This is a genomic window from Micromonospora sp. WMMD1076 (assembly GCF_029581475.1).
In the GTDB taxonomy this organism is placed as follows: domain Bacteria; phylum Actinomycetota; class Actinomycetes; order Mycobacteriales; family Micromonosporaceae; genus Micromonospora; species Micromonospora aurantiaca.
The window spans coordinates 6,195,685-6,215,679 of record NZ_CP120862.1; the positions used below are offsets into that span (position 1 = coordinate 6,195,685).

Genomic DNA, 19,995 nt, shown 5'->3' on the forward strand with positions numbered 1-19,995 from the left:
CTCTTAACGCCTCCGGTAGAGGAAGGGCCCCTTCTTAACACCCACGTGTCGGTGGCACACTCGCCGGCATGGCATCGACGCTGACCCGGCGTACCCTGCTCGGCGCCGCCGCCGGTGTGGCCGGCGCCGCGGTGGTCGGCGGCCTGGCCGCCCGGCAGCTCTCCGGCCCTCGCCCGGGACCGGCGCCGTCCCTGCCGGACGCGCCGGCCGGTGACGAACGCCTGATCCGCATCGCGTCCGGCGCGCGCGGCCGCGAGGTGGACTTCTGGACGGCCGTGCCCGAGGGGTACGGCGACGGCCGCGGCCTGCCCGTCTGCCTGGTGCTGCACGGCGCGTCGGCCACCCCGCGCGACTACGGCCGGTTCGGGCTGGCCCGCTTCCTCACCGACGCGGTACGCCGGGGCGCGCCGCCGTTCGCGCTCGCGGGCGCCACCGGCGGGCGGCTGTCCTGGCGCGCCGCCGGTGACGACGACCCGCAGCGGATGGTGCGCGAGGAGGTGCCCACCTGGTGCGCCCGGCGCGGGTTCGACAGCAGCCGGCTGGCCGTGTGGGGCTGGTCGATGGGTGGCTTCGGCGCGTTGCTGCTCGCCGAGACGTACCCGAAGTGGCTGCGGATGGCGGCCGCCTTCTCCCCCGCGGTGAGCCCCGGCGACGCGGTCTTCACCGGCGTGGAGAGGCTGCGCGGCACCCCGGTCGGGCTGTGGTGCGGACGGCAGGACAACTTCCTCTCCGACGTCCGCGCGCTGGCTCGGGCGCTGCCCGAGGAGCCGGTACGCGCCGCCTGGGCCGACGGGCGGCACAACTTCGGCTACTGGGGCACGGTCATCCCGGACGCGTTCGCGCTGATCGGCGCCGCGCTCAGCCCGCCCCGGACGTGAACCGGCACCGCACGTGAACCGCCCCCGGCCGCGCGGGCCGGGGGCGGGACGGGCTGGTCAGTACGAGTAGAAGCCCTGGCCGGTCTTGCGGCCCAGGTCACCGGCGGTGGCCATGCGCTGGAGCAACTCCGGCGGGAAGAACTTCTCGTCGGCGGTGTCGGTGTAGATGTTGCGGGTGGCGTTGAGCAGTACGTCCACGCCGGTCAGGTCGACAGTGGCGAGCGGGCCCATGGCGTGGCCGAAGCCCAGCTTGCAGGCGGTGTCCAGGTCCTCGGCGGAGATCACGCCGGACTCGACGAGCTTGACCGCCTCCATCGCCAGCGCGCAGATCAGCCGGGTGGTGACGAATCCGGCGATGTCCCGGTTGACCACAACCACGGTCTTGCCGATCCCCTCGGCGAACGACTTGACCGTGTCCATCGTCGCGTCGCTGGTCTTGTAGCCGCGTACCAGCTCGCAGAGCTTCATCATCGGCACCGGTGAGAAGAAGTGCGTGCCGACGACCGACTCCGGGCGCTCGGTGGCGGTGGCGATCTGGGTCACCGGAATGGCCGACGTGTTGGTGGCGAGCACCGCGTCCGCCTTGCAGATCTTGTCGAGCGCGCGGAACACCTCGTGCTTGATCTCGATCTTCTCGAAGACCGCCTCGACCACGATGTCCGCGTCGGCGGCGGCCTCCAGGTCGGTGGTCGGCGTGATCCGGCCCAGCGTCGCCTCGACGTCGGACGCCTCGATCTTGCCCTTCTCGGCGAACTTCGTCAGCGACTTCCGGATGCCGTCCACACCGCGCTTCGTGGCCGCGTCGTCGATGTCGCGCAGCGTCACCTGCCAGCCCGCCTGCGCCGCCACCTGCGCGATGCCCGAGCCCATCAGCCCGGCACCGACGACCGCGAGTCGACCCGCCATCTGCTTCTCCCTCGCCGTGTTCTGCAACGTCTGGGAGAACCCTACTTAACGACGGATAAGCCCCGGCTGTCAGATGGCCAGGTCCGGTTCCTCCGGCGCGGTGCCGCGCTCCACCTCGACGCCGAGCGCCCGCAGGTCGGCCACGAAGTCCGGGTAGCCCCGGTCGACGTGGTGCACGTGCGAGACCTCGGTGAGGCCGTCGGCGCAGAGCCCGGCGATGATCAGCCCGGCGCCGGCCCGGATGTCGGTGGCGCGTACCGGGGCGCCGGACAGCCGCTCCCGGCCGCACACCAGGGCGTGGTGACCGTCGGTACGGATCTCCGCGCCCAGCCGCATCATCTCGTTGGCGAACATGAACCGGCCGTCGAAGATGTTCTCGGTGATCAGCGAGCCGCCCTCGCTGACCGCCGCCAGTCCGATCGCCATCGGCAGCAGGTCGGTGGCGAAGCCCGGGTACGGCAGCGTGACCACGTCGACCGCCCGGGGGCGGTCGTCCATCCGTACCCGGAAGGCGTCGCCCCGGGTCTCCACCAGGCCGCCGGCCGCGACCAGCTTGTCCAGCGCGACCTCCAGGTACGCCGGCTCCAGGCCGGTCACCGTCACGTCGCCGCGGGTCATCGCGGCGGCGAACGCCCAGGTCCCGGCCACGATCCGGTCCCCCACCGTGGCGTGCCGGACCGGCCGCAGCTCCGGTACGCCGACGATGTGCAGCGTCGACGTGCCGGCCCCCTCGATCCGGGCGCCCATCCGGTTCAGCATCGTGCAGATGTCGACGATCTCCGGCTCCCGGGCCGCGTTGTCGATCGTCGTGGCGCCCCGGGCCAGCACCGCCGCCATGACCAGGTTCTCGGTCGCACCCACGCTCGGGAAGTCCAGCACGATGTCGGCGCCGTGCAGCCCGCCCGGGGCCTCGGCGATGACGAAGCCGTGCTCACCGGAGATCTCCGCGCCCATCCGGGCCAGCCCGGCGATGTGCATGTCCAGACCGCGCGAGCCGATGGCGTCGCCGCCGGGGTGAGCGACCCGGACGTACCCCCGGCGGGCCAGCAGCGGGCCGAGCACGCAGATCGACGCGCGCAGCCGCCGCACCAGGTCGTAGTCGGCCTCCGATCCCGGCCGTTCCGGCACGTCGATGAGCACCGAGCGGGACCGCTCCACACCGCCGTGCGCCACCATCGGGTCGACCGGGTCGTCCGGCCCGAAACGTACGCCGCAGCCGAGCCGCCGCAGCACCTCGCCCATGATCGCGATGTCGGTGATCCGGGGCACGTTGGTGATCAGGCTGCGGCCGGGCGCGAGCAACGCGGCGGCCATCAGTTTCAGCGCGGAGTTCTTCGCACCGACCACGTGCACGGTGCCGGCGAGCCGGGCGTCACCGCGCACCCGGATGACGTCGACGTCGTTGACCGCCGGATCTCCCGCGTCCCCCGGCCCCACCGGGCTCGGCCGGGCCGGGATGGTCAGGTCCGGTATCCGTAGGCTGTGCGTCATGGCCGTCCACCTCACGCGCATCTACACCAAGGCCGGCGATGCCGGCATGACCAGGCTGAGCAACAACGAGCAGGTGCCGAAGACCGATCCGCGTATCGCCGCGTACGCGGACGTGGACGAGTGCAACGCCTCGATCGGCGTCGCGCTCGCCCTGGGGCAGCTCTCGGACGAGCTGCGGGCCGTGCTGGAATCCGTGCAGAACGACATGTTCGACGTCGGCGCGGACCTGGCGACGCCTGTCGAACCGGACCCGAAGTACCCGCCGCTGCGGGTGACCGAGGAGTACGTCGAGCGCCTCGAGGGCTGGTGCGACGAGTACAACGCGCGCCTGAGCAAGCTCGACTCCTTCATCCTCCCCGGCGGCACCGCGGGCGCGGCGCTGCTGCACGTGGCACGGACGACCGCCCGGCGCGCCGAGCGTGCGGCATGGGCGCTGGTCGCACACGACCCCGATCGGACCAGTCCCCTCCCGACAAAGTATCTCAACCGGCTCTCCGATTTGCTCTTTATCCTGTCAAGAACGGCAAATCCGGACGGCGACGTGCTATGGGTGCCGGGCGGGAAGCGCTGACCATCGGCGGCCTCCATCACGTGGAGGTCTGGGTACCCGACCTGGCGGCGGCCAGTCGTTCCTGGGGGTGGCTTCTCGGCGAGCTGGGCTGGACGCCGTACCAGGACTGGCCCGCCGGCCGCTCCTGGCGGCTCGGCGCGACCTACGTCGTGCTGGAGGAGTCACCCGCGCTCACCGGCCGCACCCACGACAGGCGCGCGCCCGGCCTGAACCACCTGGCCTTCCACGCCGGCCCGCCGGCCGCCGTCGAACGCCTGGTCGCTGCCGCCGGAGAGTACGGCTGGACGCTGCTGTTCCCGGACCGGCACCCGCACGCGGGTGGCCCGGACAGCTACGCCGCCTACCTCACCGACGGGCAGGGGTACGAGGTCGAGCTGGTCGCGGAGACGTGAGAAGGCCGGCACCCCGTTGGTCCGGGGTGCCGGCCTTCAGCTTGTGTCAGTTACTTGTTCTCTTAGCTGTTCCAGTGCTGGGCGACGAGGTCGGCGGCCTGCTGCTCCCACTGGGCGTAGTGGTCCGGGTAAGCCGACACCTGGACGGTCTGGGCGGCCTTGGTCAGCGGCATGTCCTTCCAACCGTCGACCTGCTTCAGACCCTTCAGGAACGCCGTCGTCGAGTACTCAGGATCGGTGATCTGCTCCACCGTGCCCCAACCCGAGGAGGGACGCTGCTGGAAATGCCCCGGACCCGACACCACACCCACACGCCGAACCGGACAACACTGCCCGTACTCCCGGCCTCCCGACCTCAGAGCACCTCGGAGCCCTCCCGCCAGCAGCGTCTCCCATCACCTGAGACACATATCCGCATTCCAGGAACAGCCGTAGATCTTGGTACGAAAGTGCCCTCATGGGGGCCGTTTCGTACCAAGATCACGGCTGGCTCGGTCGCCGAGGCGGCGGAGGGCGCGTGGGGCGGGCTCGCGTGCACGGATGGCACCACTCCCACCCGCCCCCGGGCCGTCGATCATGAGGTTAGCGGCGACAAACCGGACATCAAATGCCGCCAAGTTCATGATCGACCCGACCCAGGCAGGGCTGGCCGGTCAGAGCCGGCCTGGGCGGGGCTGACGCAGGGCGGGGCTGACGCAGTGCGGGCCTGGCCCAGGGCGGGGTCGGCCGGAGCGGGGCTGGCCGGAGCGGGGTCGGCCGGAGCGGGGCTGGCCGGAGCGGGGCCGGCTCGGGTGCGGCAGCGCGACGCCGCCGGGCGCTCGCACGACTGGCCGCGCGATCTTGCAGTTCGAGCCCTCAGTGCGTCCCGTTTACGAGGTTTGCCGGGGCCCCATGCGCAAGATCGCGGGCGCCACGGGGAGGGCTGCGGTGATCTTGGAGTTGTGGTGCCTCGCGAACGGCGCAAACCGGGTGTTTCCTGGCGCCACAACTCCAAGATCGGCGTCAGCGGAGGCGAAGAGACGCGCCGGCACGACTCGCGCGACCGGGGAGGGGTGGGGTGGGGCAGCGGTTAGGCGGCGGGCCAGTCCTGGGAGGCCAGACGCGGCGAGACCGCCCCGGGCGGGGCGGCCTCGAGCCAGGACAGGAATCCGGTGACCGTGGATCGCGCCATGGCGATCTCGATCGGCGCGTGGTGGCTGGTACAGCGCAGGATCACCCATTCGGCGGGCATCGACATGCGCTCCTGCCCCTCGGGCAGCCGGCGGCGCTCGACCGCCAGCCCCTTGCGGGAGAGCACCCGCTTGGGGCGCAGCGCGAAGCTGAACATGCGGTACCAGCGGAGTTCGTCGCCCACGAAGCGACCGAACCCGGGTGACCAGCCACGACCGTCGAGGATCGTGTTGACCCGGACGCTCAGCCGGATGATGCCACCGCTACGCGTGAACAGGGCCCGCCGGATGAAGAGGATCAGAAGCGCGACGACGACGATCGCGACGCCGATTCCGATCCCTTCGACGATCTCCATCGGCGGGTCGGCTCAGCGGGCCGGGGTGGCGGGGGTTGCGCTCTCGGCGAGGACTGTGACGCCCTCACCGGTCACCGACAGGAAGCCGCCGGCCACGTCGTACGCGACCTGCTGGCCACCGGCCTGCTTGATGCGTACCTGGCTGGGTTCGGCGAGCTGGCCGAGCAGCGGTGCGTGCCCAGGCAGCACACCGAGCTCACCCTCGGTCGTCCGGGCGACGACCATCTCGGCCTCGCCGGTCCAGACCTTCTCCTCGACGGCTACGAGCTCGACGTGAAGCTGCTGTGCCACGCTGTCTCCTTGCTGCGGCGGCGGATTGCCGAAAGTCTAGTCGCGCCCCCGCAGCCCACCCAACGCGGGTGGTGAGAGCCGGACCACCACGGCCCCGCACCCGCTCAGGCTACTTGGTCTTCTGCTTGAAGTCGGGGTGCTCCAGCAGGAACGCGTCGAGCTGTTCGGTACGCAGGGCGGTGAAGAAGTCCTCCGCCGGTTCGAGCAGTTGCTCTCCCCGGTAGTTGCTGCCGGTCCCGATCGGGCCGCCCGGCAGCTTGATCGTCTCGATCGCCTCGGGCCGGATGTCCTTCAGGGCCAGCCCGAAGTCGACCACGCTGTTGCCGCGGCCGTTGAACACCAGCGACTTCCCGGCCGCGCGCAGCACCCGGTCCAGCTTGACCGGGTTGGCCACCACGTCGGCGCTGAACGCCTGGCTCACCATCGCCTTGACGAACTGCTGCTGGTGCCGCTGCCGGCCGTAGTCGGCGTCCGGCACGCCGTTCTTCGGGTAGCGCTGCCGGACGTAGTCCAGCGCCTGCCAGCCCTTGAGGTGGGCGTTGCCCTTCTCGTACACGGCCTGCGGTCCGAGGTAGCCACCACCGCCGGGCTTGAGCTGGCGCGGCGTGCCGTCCGGCTGGAGGTGCTCGGAGCGCACCTCCCGCTCGATGTACATGTCGACTCCGCCCATGGCGTCGACGATCTTCTTGAAACCGCTGAAGTTGATGATCGCCCCGGCATCGAAGCGCTTGATGCCGGTGACCTCCTGCACGGTGCTGGCGAGCAGCTCGAAGCCCTGCGCGGTGCTGGGGTTCTGCCCCGGCACGTTGCTGCCGTGCGACATGGCCGCGTTGAGCCGGTCGTTGGCGCCCGAGTAGTCGGCCTTGGGGAACTCCGGGATGTCCACCCGCAGGTCACGCGGCAGCGAGAAGAGGTAGCCGCGGTCCATGGTGGCGGGCACGTGCAGGACCATGATCGAGTCGGCAAGCGGGCGGGCGGTCGCGGTCCGGGGGTCCACGCCGACGAGCAGGATGTTGAGCGGGCCCTTGATGTCGCTCTTCTTCTCGTTGGCGCCGGCGGCCTGGTCACCGAAGAGGTCGGCCTTGCCCACCGATCCCTCGTAACGGGCGACAAGGGCGCGCGAGCCGATCAGCACGGAGCCGCTGAGCACCACCATGACGATGCCCAGGATCGTGCAGACGCGAGCCCACCGGGGCACGCCGCGCCACATGGACCGCTTCCCGCGATCCGCGCCGCCCTTACTGCCCACGAGCATCTCCAATCGTCGCGCCCACGGGTAGGAAGACGGGCGCGGAGGTCCGTTTGGTTGCAGAGATCAACGGCCGGATGTGAAGTCGTGTCAGGAACGGTACCGCGCGATCCGGCGAACTGCTTGCCGGAGAACCGGGCATCTGGTAGGGCAGTGGCCCGAAAGGGCGAAGGCCGCCCCGGCTTTCGCCGGGACGGCCCTCGTGGGTGTGAGCGGGCTCTCAGCCCTCCTCGTCCATCAGCTCCTTGGCCTTGGCCTTGAGGTCCTCCAGGCCACCGCACATGAAGAACGCCTGCTCCGGGAAGTGGTCGAACTCCCCCTCGCTGATCCGGCGGAAGGCGTCGATGGTCTCGGCGATCGGGACCGTCGAGCCGGGAACGCCGGTGAACTGCTCCGCCGCGTACGTGTTCTGCGAGAGGAACCGCTCGATCCGGCGGGCGCGGCCGACGGTGAGCTTGTCCTCCTCGGAGAGCTCCTCGATACCGAGGATGGCGATGATGTCCTGCAGGTCCTTGTAGCGCTGCAGGATCCGCTTCACCTCGGTGGCGACGGCGAAGTGCTCCTCGCCGACGAACTCCGGGGCGAGGATCCGGGACGAGGACGCCAGCGGGTCCACGGCCGGGTAGATGCCCTTGTCGGAGATCGACCGCTCCAGGTTGGTGGTCGCGTCGAGGTGGGCGAACGTGGTGGCCGGCGCCGGGTCGGTGTAGTCGTCGGCGGGCACGTAGATCGCCTGCATCGAGGTGATGGCCTGGCCCCGGACGGAGGTGATCCGCTCCTGGAGCTCGCCCATCTCGTCGGCCAGGGTCGGCTGGTAACCCACGGCGCTCGGCATGCGGCCGAGCAGCGTGGAGACCTCGGAACCCGCCTGGGTGAAGCGGAAGATGTTGTCGATGAAGAGCAGCACCTCCTGCTTCTTCACGTCACGGAAGTACTCCGCCATGGTCAGCGCGGACAGCGCGACCCGCAGGCGGGTGCCCGGCGGCTCGTCCATCTGGCCGTAGACCAGCGCGGTCTTGTCGATGACGCCCGACTCGGTCATCTCGGCGATGAGGTCGTTGCCCTCGCGGGTGCGCTCACCCACGCCGGCGAAGACCGAGGTACCACCGAAGTTCCGGGCCACACGGGTGATCATCTCCTGGATGAGCACCGTCTTGCCCACGCCCGCGCCGCCGAACAGGCCGATCTTGCCGCCCTTGACGTACGGGGCGAGCAGGTCGATGACCTTGATGCCGGTCTCCAGCATCTCGGTCTTCGGCTCCAGGTCGGCGAAGGCCGGGGCCTTGCGGTGGATGCCCCACCGGTCGTCGGCCTGGATGGTCTCGCCCTCGGTGAGGTTGAGGCACTCGCCGATCGCGTTGAACACGTGGCCCTTGACCGCGTCGCCCACCGGCACGCTGATCGGCGCGCCGGTGTCGCGCACCTCGGTGCCGCGGACCAGGCCGTCGGTCGGCTGCATCGAGATGGCGCGGACCAGGTTGTCACCCAGGTGCTGGGCGACCTCGAGGGTCAGCGTCTTCTCACCGCCGGAGAGCGTCACGTCGACGTGCAGGGCGTTGAACAGCTCCGGCATGGCGTCGCGCGGGAACTCGGCGTCGACGACCGGGCCGATGACCCGGACCACGCGACCCGTGGCCGTCTTGGTCTCAACTGCGGATACAGTCATCACACTTCACTTCCCGACGCGGCCAGCGCGTTCGCGCCGCCGACGATCTCACTGATCTCCTGGGTGATGCCGGCCTGACGGGCCGAGTTCATCTCACGCGTGTACTTCTCGATCATCTCTTCGGCGTTGTCGGTGGCGCTCTTCATCGCCCGCCGACGGGCGGCCGACTCACTGGCCGCCGACTCCAGCAACGCCGCGAAGATCCGCGTGTTGATGTACTTCGGCAGCAGGGCGTCGAGCAGCGACTCCGGCTCCGGCTCGAACTCGTACGCCGGCAGCAGGCCCTCGGACCGGGGCCGGTCCTCGACCTGCATCGGACCGACGATCCGGGTCACCGGGTTCTGCGTCATCAGGGACTTGAACTCGGTGTAGACGATGTGCAGCTCGTCCACGCCGAGGATCCCGTCGGCGCCGGCCTCGTTGTCGGTGTCGTCCGCGCCGGCGGTGAACGCCTTGATCAGCGTCTCACCGACCTCGCGGGCGTCCTCGAACGACGGCTGCTCGGAGAAACCCGTCCAGCTGGCGGCGATCTGCCGGTTGCGGAACCGGTAGAACGCCACGCCCTTGCGGCCGATGACGTAGAGCACGGGCTCCTTGCCGTCGGCGCGCAGGCGGGCGATCAGCGACTCGGCGGTCCGGATCGCGTTCGAGCTGTAGCCACCGGCCAGGCCCCGGTCGGCGGTGACCAGCAGGACGCCCGCCCGCCGCACCCGCTCGCGCGGGGTGAGCAGCGGGTGGTCGATCCGCGCGTTCGAGGCCAGCGCCGTCAGCACGCCGGTGATCGCCTCGGCGTACGGCAGCGACGCCGCCACCTTGGCCTGGGCCTTGGCGATGCGGCTCGTCGCGACGAGCTCCATCGCCTTGGTGATCTTCTTCATCCCCTTGGCGGAACGGATCCGCTGCCGGAGAACGCGTACCTGGGCGGCCATCGGATCAGCTCTCGACCGGGCGGTCGGTGGTGCCGTCGCGGAAGCGGGTCACCGTCTCGCGGGTCTCCTCGCCCTCCAGCGGCTTGGCCGGCGCGTCGTTGACCCGGACCTCGTCCTCCTTGCCCAGGAAGACCTGCTTGAACTCGCTGATCGCGGAGTCGAGCGAGGAGATGATCTCGTCGTCCCACTTGTTGTCCGCGATCGCGGCCAGCACGCCCTCGTGCTTGTGGCGGAGGTACTGCAGGAACTCCGACTCGAAGCGGCGGATCTCACCGACCGGGACGTCGTCGAGCTTGCCCTCGGTGCCGGCCCAGACGGAGACGACCTGCTCGTTCACCGGGTACGGCGAGTAGTTCGGCTGCTTGAGCAGCTCGACCAGCCGGGAACCGCGGTTGAGCTGGTTCTGCGAGGCCCGGTCCAGGTCGGAGGCGAAGGCGGCGAACGCCTCCAGCTCACGGAACTGGGCCAGGTTGAGCCGCAGCGAGCCGGCGACCTTCTTCATCGGCTTCACCTGGGCGGCGCCACCGACCCGGGAGACCGAGGTGCCGACGTTGATGGCCGGCCGGACGCCCTGGTTGAACAGGTCGGTCTCGAGGAAGATCTGACCGTCGGTGATCGAGATGACGTTGGTCGGGATGAACGCCGAGATGTCGTTCGCCTTGGTCTCGATGATCGGCAGACCGGTCATCGAGCCGCCGCCCAGTTCGTCGGAGAGCTTGGCGCAGCGCTCCAGCAGGCGGGAGTGCAGGTAGAAGACGTCACCCGGGTAGGCCTCACGGCCCGGCGGGCGGCGCAGCAGCAGCGACACGGCCCGGTACGCCTCGGCCTGCTTGCTCAGGTCGTCGAAGACGATCAGGACGTGCTTGCCGCCGTACATCCAGTGCTGGCCGATGGACGAGCCGGTGTAGGGCGCGAGGTACTTGAAGCCGGCCGGGTCGGAGGCCGGGGAGGCGACGATGGTGGTGTACTCCATCGCACCGGCCTCCTCCAGCGTCCCCTTGATGGAGGCGATGGTGGAGGCCTTCTGGCCGATCGCGACGTAGATGCAGCGGACCTGCTTCGTCGGGTCACCGGAGCGCCAGTTGTCCCGCTGGTTGAGGATGGCGTCCAGGGCGACAGTGGTCTTGCCGGTCTTCCGGTCGCCGATGATCAGCTGGCGCTGACCACGGCCGACCGGCGTCATCGCGTCGATGGCCTTGATGCCGGTCTGCAACGGCTCGAACACGGACTGCCGGGCCATCACGTTCGGGGCCTGGAGCTCCAGCTCGCGGAAGCCCTCGTTGGCGATGTCGCCGAGGCCGTCGATCGGCTCGCCGAGCGCGTTCACCACGCGGCCGAGGAACGCGTCGCCGACGGGCACGGAGAGCACCCGGCCGGTGCGCTTGACGCGCTGACCCTCTTCGATTCCGCCGAAGTCACCGAGGACGACGACACCGATCTCCCGGACGTCGAGGTTCAGCGCCACGCCGAGCGTGCCGTCCTCGAACTCCAGCAGCTCGTTGGTCATGGTCGAGGGGAGACCCTCGACGTGGGCGATGCCGTCACCGGCGTCGGCGACGGTGCCGACCTCCTCGCGGGAGACGTCGGCCGTGTAGGAGGAGACGTAGCGCTCCAGGGCGCCGCGGATCTCCTCCGTCGAGATGGTCAGCTCGGCCATCCTCTGCTTCCTTAAGTATCTCAGGGCCCGGGATACCTGGTACCGGCCGGTCCGATGGCGACGAATCAGGTCTGCTCAGCGCTTGGCGAGCGCGTTGCGGGTCTCGTTGAGGCGGCGCAGGACGGTCCCGTCGTACAGGTCGGATCCGACCTGTACGCGCACTCCGCCGAGCACGTCGGGGTCGACCGTCTGCTTGACGGACACCTCCCGACCGTACATCTGGGAGAGGCGGGCGCCGAGGCGTCGCTCCTCCTCGTCGTTCAGCGGGGCCGCCACGGTCACGTACGCGACCTGGCGGTCCCGCCGGTCGGCGGCCAGCTCGACCAGCCGGGTGAGCGCACCGGTGAAGGAGCGTCCCCCGAAGCCCGCGAGCGCGGCCTCGACGAGACGGACGGTGACCGGCCGGGCTTTACCGGCGAGCAACTGCTGGGTCAGTTCGGCCCGCCGCTGCACCGGGGCCATCGGGTCGGAGAGCGCGTTGGACAGCTCGCCGGAGCCGGAGACGACCTGCCCGAAGCGGAACAGCTCGTCCTCGACCTCGCCCAGCTCGCCGGTCGACTCGGCGCTCGCGAGGAGCGCCTCCACGCCGAGCCGCTCGACGCCGTCGAGCAGCTCCGACGGGGCCGACCAGCGACCGGAGACCAGCGCGGCGAGCAGGTCGAGCGCGTCCGCGCCGACCTTGCCGCCCAGGATCCCGGTGAGCAGAGTGGTGCGGTCCTCACCCGAGCGCGCCGGGTCGGACAGCGCCCGGCGCAGCCGCGGCTCGCGCCGCAGCAGGGCGGCGACGGAGAGGATGTCGTCGGCGGTGGAGGCCACCGCCGACGGCTCCGCGCCGCGGGCGTACGCGTCGAGGCGCTCGACCCCGGCGGAGTACGACTCCCGGCTGGCGGCCTGCATCAGCGGGCCCCCGTGCTCTCGAGACCGTTCAGGAACCGGTCCACGGTGCCCTTGCGACGCGCCTCGTCGGCCAGCGACTCACCGACGATCTTGCTGGCCAGGTCCACCGCGATGGTGCCCATCTCGGTGCGCAGCTCGCGCACGATGGTGGCCCGCTCGGCCTGGAGCTGCTCCTTGCCGGCGGCGATGACCCGGTCGGACTCCTCGCGCGCCTTGGCGAGGATGTCCTGGCGGATGCCCTCGGCGTCGGCCCGCGCGTCGTCGCGGATCCGGGCGGCGTCGGTGCGCGCCTCGGCGAGCTGCGCACGGTACTGCTCGAGCAGCTGGTTCGCCTCGGCCTGCGCGGCCTCGGCGCGCTTGATGCCGCCCTCGATCGCGTCGACCCGGGCCTGGAACGTCTGCTCCATGCGCGGGAAGACGAACTTCATCAGCACGAAGCAGAGGACACCGAAGGCGACCAGCCCGACCACGATCTCCTGCCAGACAGGGATGATCGGGTTGTGGGTCGTCTCACCACCCTCAGCGGCGAGGAAGAACATGGAAGACCTCCCGGTCGAAGGGGGGCTGGATTAGAGCTGGCCCTGCCAGATGAAGCCGAACGCGATGCCCAGCAGCGCCAGCGCCTCGATGACGGCGAAGCCGATCCAGACGTAGGGCAGGGTCATCCGGGACGACTCCGGCTGGCGGGCGGTCGACTGGATGTAGGCCGAGAAGACCAGGCCAACGCCGATGCCCGGGCCGATGGCCGCGAGACCGTAGCCGATGGCGGCGGTGCTGCCCTCTACCGCGGCGTAGATGTCCATTGGTTGGTTCCTCCTGGTTATCACGCGTGACTCTCACGCGGGACGACAACGGTTGGTGCGAAAGATCGGATCAGTGCTCGTCGGCGAGGGCGCCCTGCACGTAGCTGGCGGTCAGCACCGTGAAGACGTACGCCTGCAGACAGATCACCAGGAACTCGAGGAAGGTCAGCGCGACCGTCATCGTCCAGGACAGCACCGACACCGGCGCCAGCCAGGCGTTGGCGCTGATCATGGCGAACCCGCCGAGGGTGAAGACCAGCAGGAGCATGTGGCCGGCGAACATGTTCGCGAAGAGACGGACGGCCAGCGAGAACGGCCGGACGATGAAGGTCGAGAACAGCTCGATCGGAATCAGCAGCGGCAGGATGAACCAGGGCGCCGGCGGGACCAGAGCGTTCTTGAAGTACTTCACGAAGCCGTGGTGCCGGATGCCGACGTAGTTGAACATCACGTAGCTGATCACGGCGAGGAAGGCCGGGAAGGCGATGTGCGAGTTCGGCGAGATCTGGAAGAACGGCACGATCGCGAAGAAGTTCGTCAGCAGGATGAAGCAGAAAAGCGTGGTGAAGTACGGCGCGAACCGCACTCCCGCGTGCCCGATCATGTCCACGGCGATGTTGTTGCGCACGAAGCCGTAGATCGACTCGGCCAGCCACTGCTTCTTGGTGGGGACCAGTTGCGGCTTCCGGTACGTGGCCAGGAAGAAGATGATCAGCACGCCGACGGCGATCCACACCATCGCCGTGATCTTGGTGAACCAGTACGAGTTCTCCGCACCCCAGGGCAGGATGCTGGGCAGGTAGAAGTCCCCCACGCTCGGTGGGAATTCCGCCTGGCCCTGAGCCAGGACGTTCGCCTGTCCGAACACCGCGTCCCTTCCTAAGTAGGCGTGCCCAGTCGGCGGACGACCAGGATGATCCCCCCGGCCATGCCGAGCACGACCCCGATGCCGGTGGCGATGCCGCCGGTATCGAGCCAACGGTCGACCAGCCAGCCGATGAAACCCCAGACGAGCATGCCCCCGATGAGGTATGAGAGCGCGGTCCAACCCTGACCGGCACCGGACGGAACGTCGCCCGAGCCGCCAGTGTTGGGGGGTTTCTGGTCACCGGCCATGACGGGGCGAACGATATCAGTCGAGCAGAAGAGGTTGTGCCTCACCCCCCGCACAACCTGGTTGTGTGGGACACGGGCGGGCGAAGTCGTCTGGAGGAACGGTACTCCTCCACCGCCACTGAGAGAATGACCGATCGCGGACGGAACCACGCGTCGCCCGAAGGGTGGGACGGCTCAGCCCGACATCCGTCGGGCATGGACGGTCGTGAGCCACCAGACGTGCACGCCGGTCCAGACCACCACGCCCGCGGCGATGCCGAAACAGAACGGGATCAGTCCCGGCCAGCCGGTCGAGGCCACCAGCACCATCACCCCGCCGAGCATGGTGATCTTGGCGACGTAGAGGCCCAGCCCGAACGGCAGCACGAGCTGTGGATCCTTCGAGTCCGCCCAGGCCAGCACCACTGTGGTGAGCGTGTAGCTCGCAGCCGTGACGGCCACCCCGGCCGCCGCGCCGAGCGCGCCGTCCGCGCCGCGCCACACCCCGCCGACCACCGCCGCGACAGCGGCCAGCACCGCCACCGCGGCCAGCAGCACCGGCAGATGGCGCAGTCGCCAGCCGCGGTCCGCCGTCGCCTCCGCCGCACGCGCCCCGGGCTCAGCCACGGGGGTACGCCGGGAACTCGGTGACCAGCTCGGTCACGTCGGCGGCGATCCGGGTCAGCTCGTCGCCACCCCCGGGGGACTCCGGATCGGTCCGCACCGCCCGACCGATCAACGTGGCGATCCGGCGCATCTCCCCTTCCCGCATGCCCTGGGTGGTGACGCTCGGCGAGCCCACCCGGATGCCGGAGGCGACCGAGGGCGGCTGCGGGTCGTACGGGATCGCGTTCTTGTTGAGCGTGATGCCGGCGGCGTCGCAGCGGGCCTCGGCCTGGGCGCCGGTCACTCCGGTCTCGCGCAGGTCGAGCAGGGCCAGGTGGGTGTCGGTGCCGCCGGAGACCGGCGGCAACCCCTCCGTGGCCAGCCCGTCGGCGAGCGCGCGGGCGTTGGTGACCACCTGGGCGGCGTACGTGCGGAACTCGGGCTGCGCGGCCTCGCGCAGCGCGACCGCCTTGGCGGCGACGGCGTGCATCAGCGGGCCGCCCTGGGTGAACGGGAAGACCGCCTTGTCGATCCGGGCCGCCAGCGGCTCGCGGGAGAGGATCATGCCGCCGCGCGGGCCGCGCAGCACCTTGTGGGTGGTCGCGGTGACCACGTCGGCGTACGGCACCGGGGACGGGATCGCGCCGCCGGCCACCAGGCCGATGAAGTGGGCGGCGTCCACCATCAGGTGCGCGTCGACCTCGTCGGCGATCTCCCGGAAGCGGGCGAAGTCGATCAGGCGCGGGTACGCGGTCGCACCGCAGATGATCATCTTCGGCCGGTGCGCGCGGGCCAGGTCGCGTACCTCGTCGTAGTCGATCGTCCCGGTGTCCCGCCGGACGGTGTAGCCGACCGGGTGGAACCACTTGCCGGAGAAGTTCACCCGGCTGCCGTGGGTCAGGTGCCCGCCGTGCGGCAGGTCCATGGCCAGCACCGTGTCACCCGGCTGCACCAGGGCGGCGTACGCGGCCAGGTTGGCGCTCGCCCCGGAGTGCGGCTGCACGTTCGCGTGCTCGGCGCCGAACAACTCCTTAGCCCGGGAGACCGCCAGCTCCTCGGCCCGGTCCACCTCGGCGCAGCCGCCGTAGTAGCGCCGCCCCGGGTAGCCCTCGGCGTACTTGTTGGTGAGCGTGGAGCCCAGCGCCGCCAGCACCGCGGGCGAGGTGAGGTTCTCGCTGGCGATCAGTTGCAGGCCGCCGCGCAGCCGGTCCAGCTCACCCAGCACCACCTCGGCGATCTCCGGGTCGGCGGTACTGAGCTGCTGGAAGTCCGGCCCCCAGAAGGTGTCCCTCGCGTTCTCCACAGCGAAGGAGTCTACGGAGCCGCACACTGGATGCCGTGAGATGCCTCGTCACCGGTGCGACCGGCTACATCGGCGGACGCCTCGCGCCCCGGCTGCTGGCCGAGGGGCACACCGTACGCTGCCTGGCCCGCACCGCCGGGCGACTGCGGGACGTGCCGTGGGCGGCCGAGGCGGAGGTCGTCGAGGGTGACCTGCGCCGGCCGGAGACGCTGCCGGCCGTGTTCGCGGGCGTGGAGGTGGCGTACTACCTGGTCCACTCGCTGGGCCAGCGTGGTTTCGAGGCGGCCGACCGGGAGGCGGCGACGAACTTCGCCGAGGCGGCGCGCGCCGCGGGCGTACGCCGGATCGTGTATCTCGGCGGGCCGGAGCCGGCGGAGCGCGACGGCCTGCCCTCGGCGCACCTGCGCTCCCGGGCGGAGGTCGCGCGGATCCTGCTGGACAGCGGCGTGCCCACTGTGGTGCTGCGCGCCGCCGTGATCATCGGATCCGGTTCGGCCTCGTTCGAGATGCTGCGCTACCTGACCGAGCGGCTCCCGGCGATGGTCACCCCGCGCTGGGTGCGCAACCGGATCCAGCCGATCGCGGTCCGGGACGTGCTGCGCTACCTGGTCGCCTGCGCGCACCTGCCGGCCGACGTCAACCGGGCCTTCGACATCGGCGGCCCGGACGTGCTGACCTTCACCGAGATGATGCAGCGCTACGCCCGGGTGGCCGGGCTGCGGCCCCGGGTCATCCTGCCGGTGCGCCCGCTCACCCCGTCGCTCTCCTCGCACTGGGTCGGCCTGATCACGCCGGTGCCGAACGCCATCGCCCGGCCACTCGTGGAGAGCCTGGTGCACGAGGCGGTGGCGCACGAGCACGACATCGCCGCGTACGTGCCGGACCCGCCGGACGGGTCGACCGGCTTCGACCAGGCGGTCGCGCTGGCGCTGACCAAGGTGCGCGACGCGGAGGTGGAGACGCGCTGGTCGAACGCGAGCGGGCCGGACGCGCCCGCCGAGCCGCTGCCGTCGGATCCGCACTGGTCCGGCGGCACCGCGTACACCGATCTGCGGGAGCGGACGGTGGACGCGCCGCCGACGGCGCTGTGGCGGGTCATCGAGGGCGTCGGCGGCGAGCACGGCTGGTACTCGTTCCCGCTGGCCTGGTCCGTGCGCGGCTGGATGGACCGGCTGGTCGGCGGCGTCGGGCTGCGCCGGGGGCGGCGCGACCCGCACCGGCTCCAGGTCGGCGAGGCGCTGGACTTCTGGCGGGTCGAGGAGATCGTCCCGGGTGAGCTGCTGCGGCTGCGCGCCGAGATGCGGCTGCCCGGCCGGGCCTGGCTGGAGATGCGCGCCGAGCCGGACGGGGACGGCCGCAGCCGCTACGTCCAGCGTGCCGTGTTCCTCCCGCGCGGCCTTCCCGGCCACCTCTACTGGGCCTCGGTGGCCCCGTTCCACGCGGTCGTCTTCGGCGGCATGGCCCGCAACATCGCCCGGGGCGCCGAACACCCAGGCTGACCCCCTCGCCCTCGCCCTCGCCCTCGCCCGCGGGTGGGGGCGGGGCGGGTCAGTTGCCGGTGCGAGGGCTGGTGTGCTGGAAGGCGACCGCCTGGCCGGGCGGGACGAAGTCGCGTACCGGCTCGTCCCGCAGCGACCACGCGAGGATGCGGCCCACGGCGGCGATCTGCCGTTTCTGCACGCCGCCGCCGACCGCGTCCCGCGGGTCGTCCGGGTTCGCGGCGATCGTCGCCACTGACAGCTGCGGGGTGAACGCGACGACTGTCTCGGTGGCGTTCCGCTCCGAACTGCCGGTCTTGCCCGCCACCGGCCGGCGCAGGCCAGGGGCCAGTTCCTCGGCCGTGCCGCCGTCGCAGCGGCGGTACATCGACTGGTCGCCGACCGGGCAGCGGCTGGCGTCGGCCGCCGCGCGGGCGACCTCGGTGTCGAGCACCTGCCGGCAGTCGGTGTTGCCGGCGGCCACCGTCCGGCCGCCCGGGTCGGTGATCGAGGTGACAGGCGTGGGCCGGCACCAGGTGCCCTCGGCGGCCACTGCGGCGTACGCGCCGGCCAGGTCCAGCGGCGTGGTGGCGGAGACGCCGAGCGTGAACGGTCCCCAGCTCTTGGCGCCCTCGCGGGCCATCCGGGCGTCCGCCGGGGCACGGAACACGATGCCCAGCCGCTGGGCCATCTCGACCACCCGGTCCGCGCCGACGCGCTCGGTCAGCCAGGCGAAGTACGTGTTCACCGAGCGGCCGAACGCGTCCCACATGTCCCGGTCGCCGTCCATCCAGTAGGTGTTGGCGTTCTCCGGGCACCACCGGCCGCCGCAGCTCGCCGGGCCGGCGCCGACCGGGTACTGCGTCACGTAGACACGCGGCGCGTCGAACTCGGTGTCCAGCGGCAGCCCGGACTCCAGCGCGGCCAGCAGCGCGAACAGCTTGAACGTGGAGCCCGCCTGGTAGCCGGTGATGCCGCCACCGCCGGCCACCAGCTGGTTGACCGTGTTCGGGTAGTTCTGCTGCCCGTCCGGGTTGGCGGCCGTGCCGTAGGTGCGGTTCACCGCCATGGCCAGCACCCGGCCGGTGCCCGGCTGCACCACGGCGGTCGGCGCCGCCCGCGCGATCGTCTCCGGGTAGATCGCCCGCACCTGCTCGCTGGCCTTGGCCTGCACGTCCGGGTCGAGCGAGGACACGATCTTCCAGCCGCCCCGGCGTAGCGTCCGCTGCCGCTCGTCCACGTTCTCGCCGAACGCCGGCTGGGCGTTCCACCACTGGGTGAACCAGTCGCAGAAGAAGCCCCAGTCGTTGTGGTCGGCGGGCACCGCGGCGCAGTCGTTCGGCGTGGTGTTGGGTTTGAGGGCCAGCTCGGTGGCCTTCGCCGCCTCGGCGTCCGCCGCGCTCACCCGGCCGGCCTCCACCATCCGGTCCAGCACGTACGCCCGCCGCTGCCGGGCCGCGTCCGCGTCGCCGTTGATCGGGTCGTCGGCCGGGGACCGGACCAGCCCGGCGAGCAGCGCGGCCTGGGCCAGCGTGAGCCGCTCCGGGGTGGTGGAGAAGTAGCGCTTGCTGGCGGCGGCGATGCCGTACGCCCCGGCGCCGAAGTACGCGATGTTCAGGTAGCGCCCGAGGATCTCGTCCTTGCCGATCTGCCGTTCCAGCGTCAGCGCGTACCGCATCTCGCGGATCTTGCGCCCGACGGTGATCTCGGTGGCCGCGGCGCGCTGCTCCTCGGTCAGCCGGGTGTCACCGGCCAGCGCGTTGCGCACGTACTGCATGGTCAGCGTGGAGGCGCCCTGGCGGGTGCCCTCGCGGCGGTTGGCCGTGAACGCCCGGGCCACACCGCGTACGTCGACGCCGTGGTGCTCGTAGAAGCGCACGTCCTCGGCGGCCACGATGGCGTCGCGCATCACCGGTGCCACCTCGCCGACCGGCACGTCCACCCGGTCCTCGACGTAGAACGAGGTGATGAGCGTCCGCCCGTCGTTGGCGTACAGGTTGGACCGCTGCGCCGGCTGCGGCGTCTTGAGCGCCTCCGGCAGCACTGTGTACGGCATCAGGTTCTTCACGCCCAGCCCGAAGACCAGCGCGGCCGGCAGCGCGGCGGCGGCCAGGGCCAGTCCGGCGAGCACGCCGGCGAGCACAACGGTGAACAGCTTGTCGAGATAGGCCCGGTTCATCAGCTCTCCCCGCAGGAGCCGGCCGTACGGACCCGTTCAGAATGACCGGAATGGCCGCTTTCGCCGCCATCTTCGGCGA

20 protein-coding genes and 1 pseudogene are annotated in these 19,995 nt (G+C 70.9%); 4 read left to right on the forward strand and 17 right to left on the reverse strand.

Annotation, left to right across the window (positions count from 1 at the left end):
* Positions 1-68 precede the first annotated feature (68 nt).
* Positions 69-878 carry an alpha/beta hydrolase-fold protein gene (locus tag O7622_RS28005; RefSeq protein WP_282311083.1) on the forward strand — a complete coding sequence of 270 codons (810 nt, stop codon included), beginning with the start codon at positions 69-71 and terminating at the stop codon, positions 876-878.
* A 57-nt stretch (positions 879-935) separates the two neighbouring features.
* On the opposite strand, the gene O7622_RS28010 is transcribed toward O7622_RS28005, so the two are convergent.
* Both O7622_RS28010 and murA read right to left on the reverse strand, forming a co-directional pair.
* The gene (locus O7622_RS28010; RefSeq protein ID WP_135241796.1) at positions 936-1,784 is read right to left on the reverse strand and encodes a 3-hydroxyacyl-CoA dehydrogenase family protein; all 849 of its coding nucleotides are present in this window, start codon (positions 1,782-1,784) and stop codon (positions 936-938) included.
* 69 nt (positions 1,785-1,853) lie between these two features.
* The gene (gene murA, locus O7622_RS28015; protein ID WP_282311084.1) at positions 1,854-3,275 is read right to left on the reverse strand and encodes a UDP-N-acetylglucosamine 1-carboxyvinyltransferase; all 1,422 of its coding nucleotides are present in this window, start codon (positions 3,273-3,275) and stop codon (positions 1,854-1,856) included.
* Between murA and O7622_RS28020 the strand changes: the two genes are divergently transcribed.
* The gene (locus tag O7622_RS28020; protein WP_282311085.1) at positions 3,274-3,846 is read left to right on the forward strand and encodes a cob(I)yrinic acid a,c-diamide adenosyltransferase; all 573 of its coding nucleotides are present in this window, start codon (positions 3,274-3,276) and stop codon (positions 3,844-3,846) included. The genes murA and O7622_RS28020 overlap by 2 nt on opposite strands.
* Positions 3,822-4,238: a VOC family protein gene (locus O7622_RS28025; protein ID WP_013475363.1), complete on the forward strand. Its 417-nt coding sequence runs from the start codon at positions 3,822-3,824 to the stop codon at positions 4,236-4,238. The genes O7622_RS28020 and O7622_RS28025 overlap by 25 nt, the downstream gene beginning before the upstream one ends.
* A gap of 62 nt (positions 4,239-4,300) precedes the next feature.
* Here the strand turns inward: O7622_RS28025 and O7622_RS28030 are convergent.
* The 14 genes and pseudogenes from O7622_RS28030 to glyA all read right to left on the reverse strand — a co-directional run.
* A pseudogene (locus tag O7622_RS28030) lies at positions 4,301-4,522 on the reverse strand (hypothetical protein); the annotation flags it as partial.
* 785 nt (positions 4,523-5,307) lie between these two features.
* On the reverse strand, positions 5,308-5,763 hold the full coding sequence (locus O7622_RS28035) for a DUF2550 domain-containing protein (RefSeq protein ID WP_120573385.1): 456 nt from the start codon (positions 5,761-5,763) through the stop codon (positions 5,308-5,310).
* Between the two features lie 12 nt (positions 5,764-5,775).
* The gene (locus O7622_RS28040) at positions 5,776-6,054 is read right to left on the reverse strand and encodes a F0F1 ATP synthase subunit epsilon (RefSeq protein WP_047893558.1); all 279 of its coding nucleotides are present in this window, start codon (positions 6,052-6,054) and stop codon (positions 5,776-5,778) included.
* A 109-nt stretch (positions 6,055-6,163) separates the two neighbouring features.
* Positions 6,164-7,309, reverse strand: a complete 1,146-nt coding sequence (locus O7622_RS28045; protein WP_282311086.1) for an LCP family protein — start codon at positions 7,307-7,309, stop codon at positions 6,164-6,166.
* Positions 7,310-7,523: 214 nt separating this feature from the next.
* The gene (gene atpD, locus O7622_RS28050; RefSeq protein ID WP_282311087.1) at positions 7,524-8,969 is read right to left on the reverse strand and encodes a F0F1 ATP synthase subunit beta; all 1,446 of its coding nucleotides are present in this window, start codon (positions 8,967-8,969) and stop codon (positions 7,524-7,526) included.
* The gene (locus O7622_RS28055) at positions 8,969-9,898 is read right to left on the reverse strand and encodes a F0F1 ATP synthase subunit gamma (RefSeq protein WP_013288254.1); all 930 of its coding nucleotides are present in this window, start codon (positions 9,896-9,898) and stop codon (positions 8,969-8,971) included. Before O7622_RS28055 ends, atpD begins: the two co-directional genes overlap by 1 nt.
* 4 nt (positions 9,899-9,902) lie before the next feature.
* The gene (gene atpA, locus O7622_RS28060) at positions 9,903-11,555 is read right to left on the reverse strand and encodes a F0F1 ATP synthase subunit alpha (protein ID WP_282311089.1); all 1,653 of its coding nucleotides are present in this window, start codon (positions 11,553-11,555) and stop codon (positions 9,903-9,905) included.
* A 75-nt stretch (positions 11,556-11,630) separates the two neighbouring features.
* On the reverse strand, positions 11,631-12,452 hold the full coding sequence (locus O7622_RS28065) for a F0F1 ATP synthase subunit delta (RefSeq protein WP_282311090.1): 822 nt from the start codon (positions 12,450-12,452) through the stop codon (positions 11,631-11,633).
* A complete protein-coding gene (locus O7622_RS28070; RefSeq protein WP_091069037.1) occupies positions 12,452-12,991 on the reverse strand; it encodes a F0F1 ATP synthase subunit B in 540 nt (179 codons plus the stop codon). The genes O7622_RS28065 and O7622_RS28070 overlap by 1 nt, the downstream gene beginning before the upstream one ends.
* 30 nt (positions 12,992-13,021) lie before the next feature.
* Positions 13,022-13,255 carry an ATP synthase F0 subunit C gene (locus O7622_RS28075; RefSeq protein ID WP_091571232.1) on the reverse strand — a complete coding sequence of 78 codons (234 nt, stop codon included), beginning with the start codon at positions 13,253-13,255 and terminating at the stop codon, positions 13,022-13,024.
* A gap of 70 nt (positions 13,256-13,325) precedes the next feature.
* On the reverse strand, positions 13,326-14,123 hold the full coding sequence (gene atpB / locus O7622_RS28080; protein WP_013288259.1) for a F0F1 ATP synthase subunit A: 798 nt from the start codon (positions 14,121-14,123) through the stop codon (positions 13,326-13,328).
* An 11-nt stretch (positions 14,124-14,134) separates the two neighbouring features.
* Positions 14,135-14,371 (reverse strand): AtpZ/AtpI family protein, encoded by a 237-nt coding sequence (locus O7622_RS28085; protein ID WP_013288260.1) that lies wholly within the window; start codon positions 14,369-14,371, stop codon positions 14,135-14,137.
* Between the two features lie 174 nt (positions 14,372-14,545).
* Complete coding sequence (locus O7622_RS28090; protein ID WP_282311091.1) at positions 14,546-14,977, reverse strand: hypothetical protein; 432 nt, start codon at positions 14,975-14,977, stop codon at positions 14,546-14,548.
* A complete protein-coding gene (gene glyA, locus O7622_RS28095) occupies positions 14,970-16,259 on the reverse strand; it encodes a serine hydroxymethyltransferase (RefSeq protein WP_282311092.1) in 1,290 nt (429 codons plus the stop codon). Before glyA ends, O7622_RS28090 begins: the two co-directional genes overlap by 8 nt.
* A 35-nt stretch (positions 16,260-16,294) precedes the next feature.
* Between glyA and O7622_RS28100 the strand changes: the two genes are divergently transcribed.
* The gene (locus O7622_RS28100) at positions 16,295-17,758 is read left to right on the forward strand and encodes an SDR family oxidoreductase (RefSeq protein ID WP_282311093.1); all 1,464 of its coding nucleotides are present in this window, start codon (positions 16,295-16,297) and stop codon (positions 17,756-17,758) included.
* A 49-nt stretch (positions 17,759-17,807) separates the two neighbouring features.
* Here the strand turns inward: O7622_RS28100 and O7622_RS28105 are convergent, their stop codons facing one another.
* Positions 17,808-19,916, reverse strand: coding sequence for a transglycosylase domain-containing protein (locus O7622_RS28105; protein ID WP_282311094.1), 2,109 nt, complete (start codon positions 19,914-19,916; stop codon positions 17,808-17,810).
* Positions 19,917-19,995: the final 79 nt, after the last annotated feature.

Excerpts from the sequence above, each read along its gene's own strand:
- O7622_RS28005 (WP_282311083.1), top strand. The coding sequence starts at position 69 with ATGGCATCGACGCTGACCCGGCGTACCCTGCTCGGCGCCGCCGCCGGT.
- O7622_RS28010 (WP_135241796.1), bottom strand. The coding sequence starts at position 1,784 with ATGGCGGGTCGACTCGCGGTCGTCGGTGCCGGGCTGATGGGCTCGGGC.
- O7622_RS28020 (WP_282311085.1), top strand. The coding sequence starts at position 3,274 with ATGGCCGTCCACCTCACGCGCATCTACACCAAGGCCGGCGATGCCGGC.
- murA (WP_282311084.1), bottom strand. The coding sequence starts at position 3,275 with ATGACGCACAGCCTACGGATACCGGACCTGACCATCCCGGCCCGGCCG.
- O7622_RS28025 (WP_013475363.1), top strand. The coding sequence starts at position 3,822 with ATGGGTGCCGGGCGGGAAGCGCTGACCATCGGCGGCCTCCATCACGTG.
- O7622_RS28035 (WP_120573385.1), bottom strand. The coding sequence starts at position 5,763 with ATGGAGATCGTCGAAGGGATCGGAATCGGCGTCGCGATCGTCGTCGTC.
- O7622_RS28045 (WP_282311086.1), bottom strand. The coding sequence starts at position 7,309 with ATGCTCGTGGGCAGTAAGGGCGGCGCGGATCGCGGGAAGCGGTCCATG.
- atpD (WP_282311087.1), bottom strand. The coding sequence starts at position 8,969 with ATGACTGTATCCGCAGTTGAGACCAAGACGGCCACGGGTCGCGTGGTC.
- O7622_RS28055 (WP_013288254.1), bottom strand. The coding sequence starts at position 9,898 with ATGGCCGCCCAGGTACGCGTTCTCCGGCAGCGGATCCGTTCCGCCAAG.
- atpA (WP_282311089.1), bottom strand. The coding sequence starts at position 11,555 with ATGGCCGAGCTGACCATCTCGACGGAGGAGATCCGCGGCGCCCTGGAG.
- O7622_RS28065 (WP_282311090.1), bottom strand. The coding sequence starts at position 12,452 with ATGCAGGCCGCCAGCCGGGAGTCGTACTCCGCCGGGGTCGAGCGCCTC.
- O7622_RS28070 (WP_091069037.1), bottom strand. The coding sequence starts at position 12,991 with ATGTTCTTCCTCGCCGCTGAGGGTGGTGAGACGACCCACAACCCGATC.
- O7622_RS28075 (WP_091571232.1), bottom strand. The coding sequence starts at position 13,255 with ATGGACATCTACGCCGCGGTAGAGGGCAGCACCGCCGCCATCGGCTAC.
- O7622_RS28085 (WP_013288260.1), bottom strand. The coding sequence starts at position 14,371 with ATGGCCGGTGACCAGAAACCCCCCAACACTGGCGGCTCGGGCGACGTT.
- O7622_RS28105 (WP_282311094.1), bottom strand. The coding sequence starts at position 19,916 with ATGAACCGGGCCTATCTCGACAAGCTGTTCACCGTTGTGCTCGCCGGC.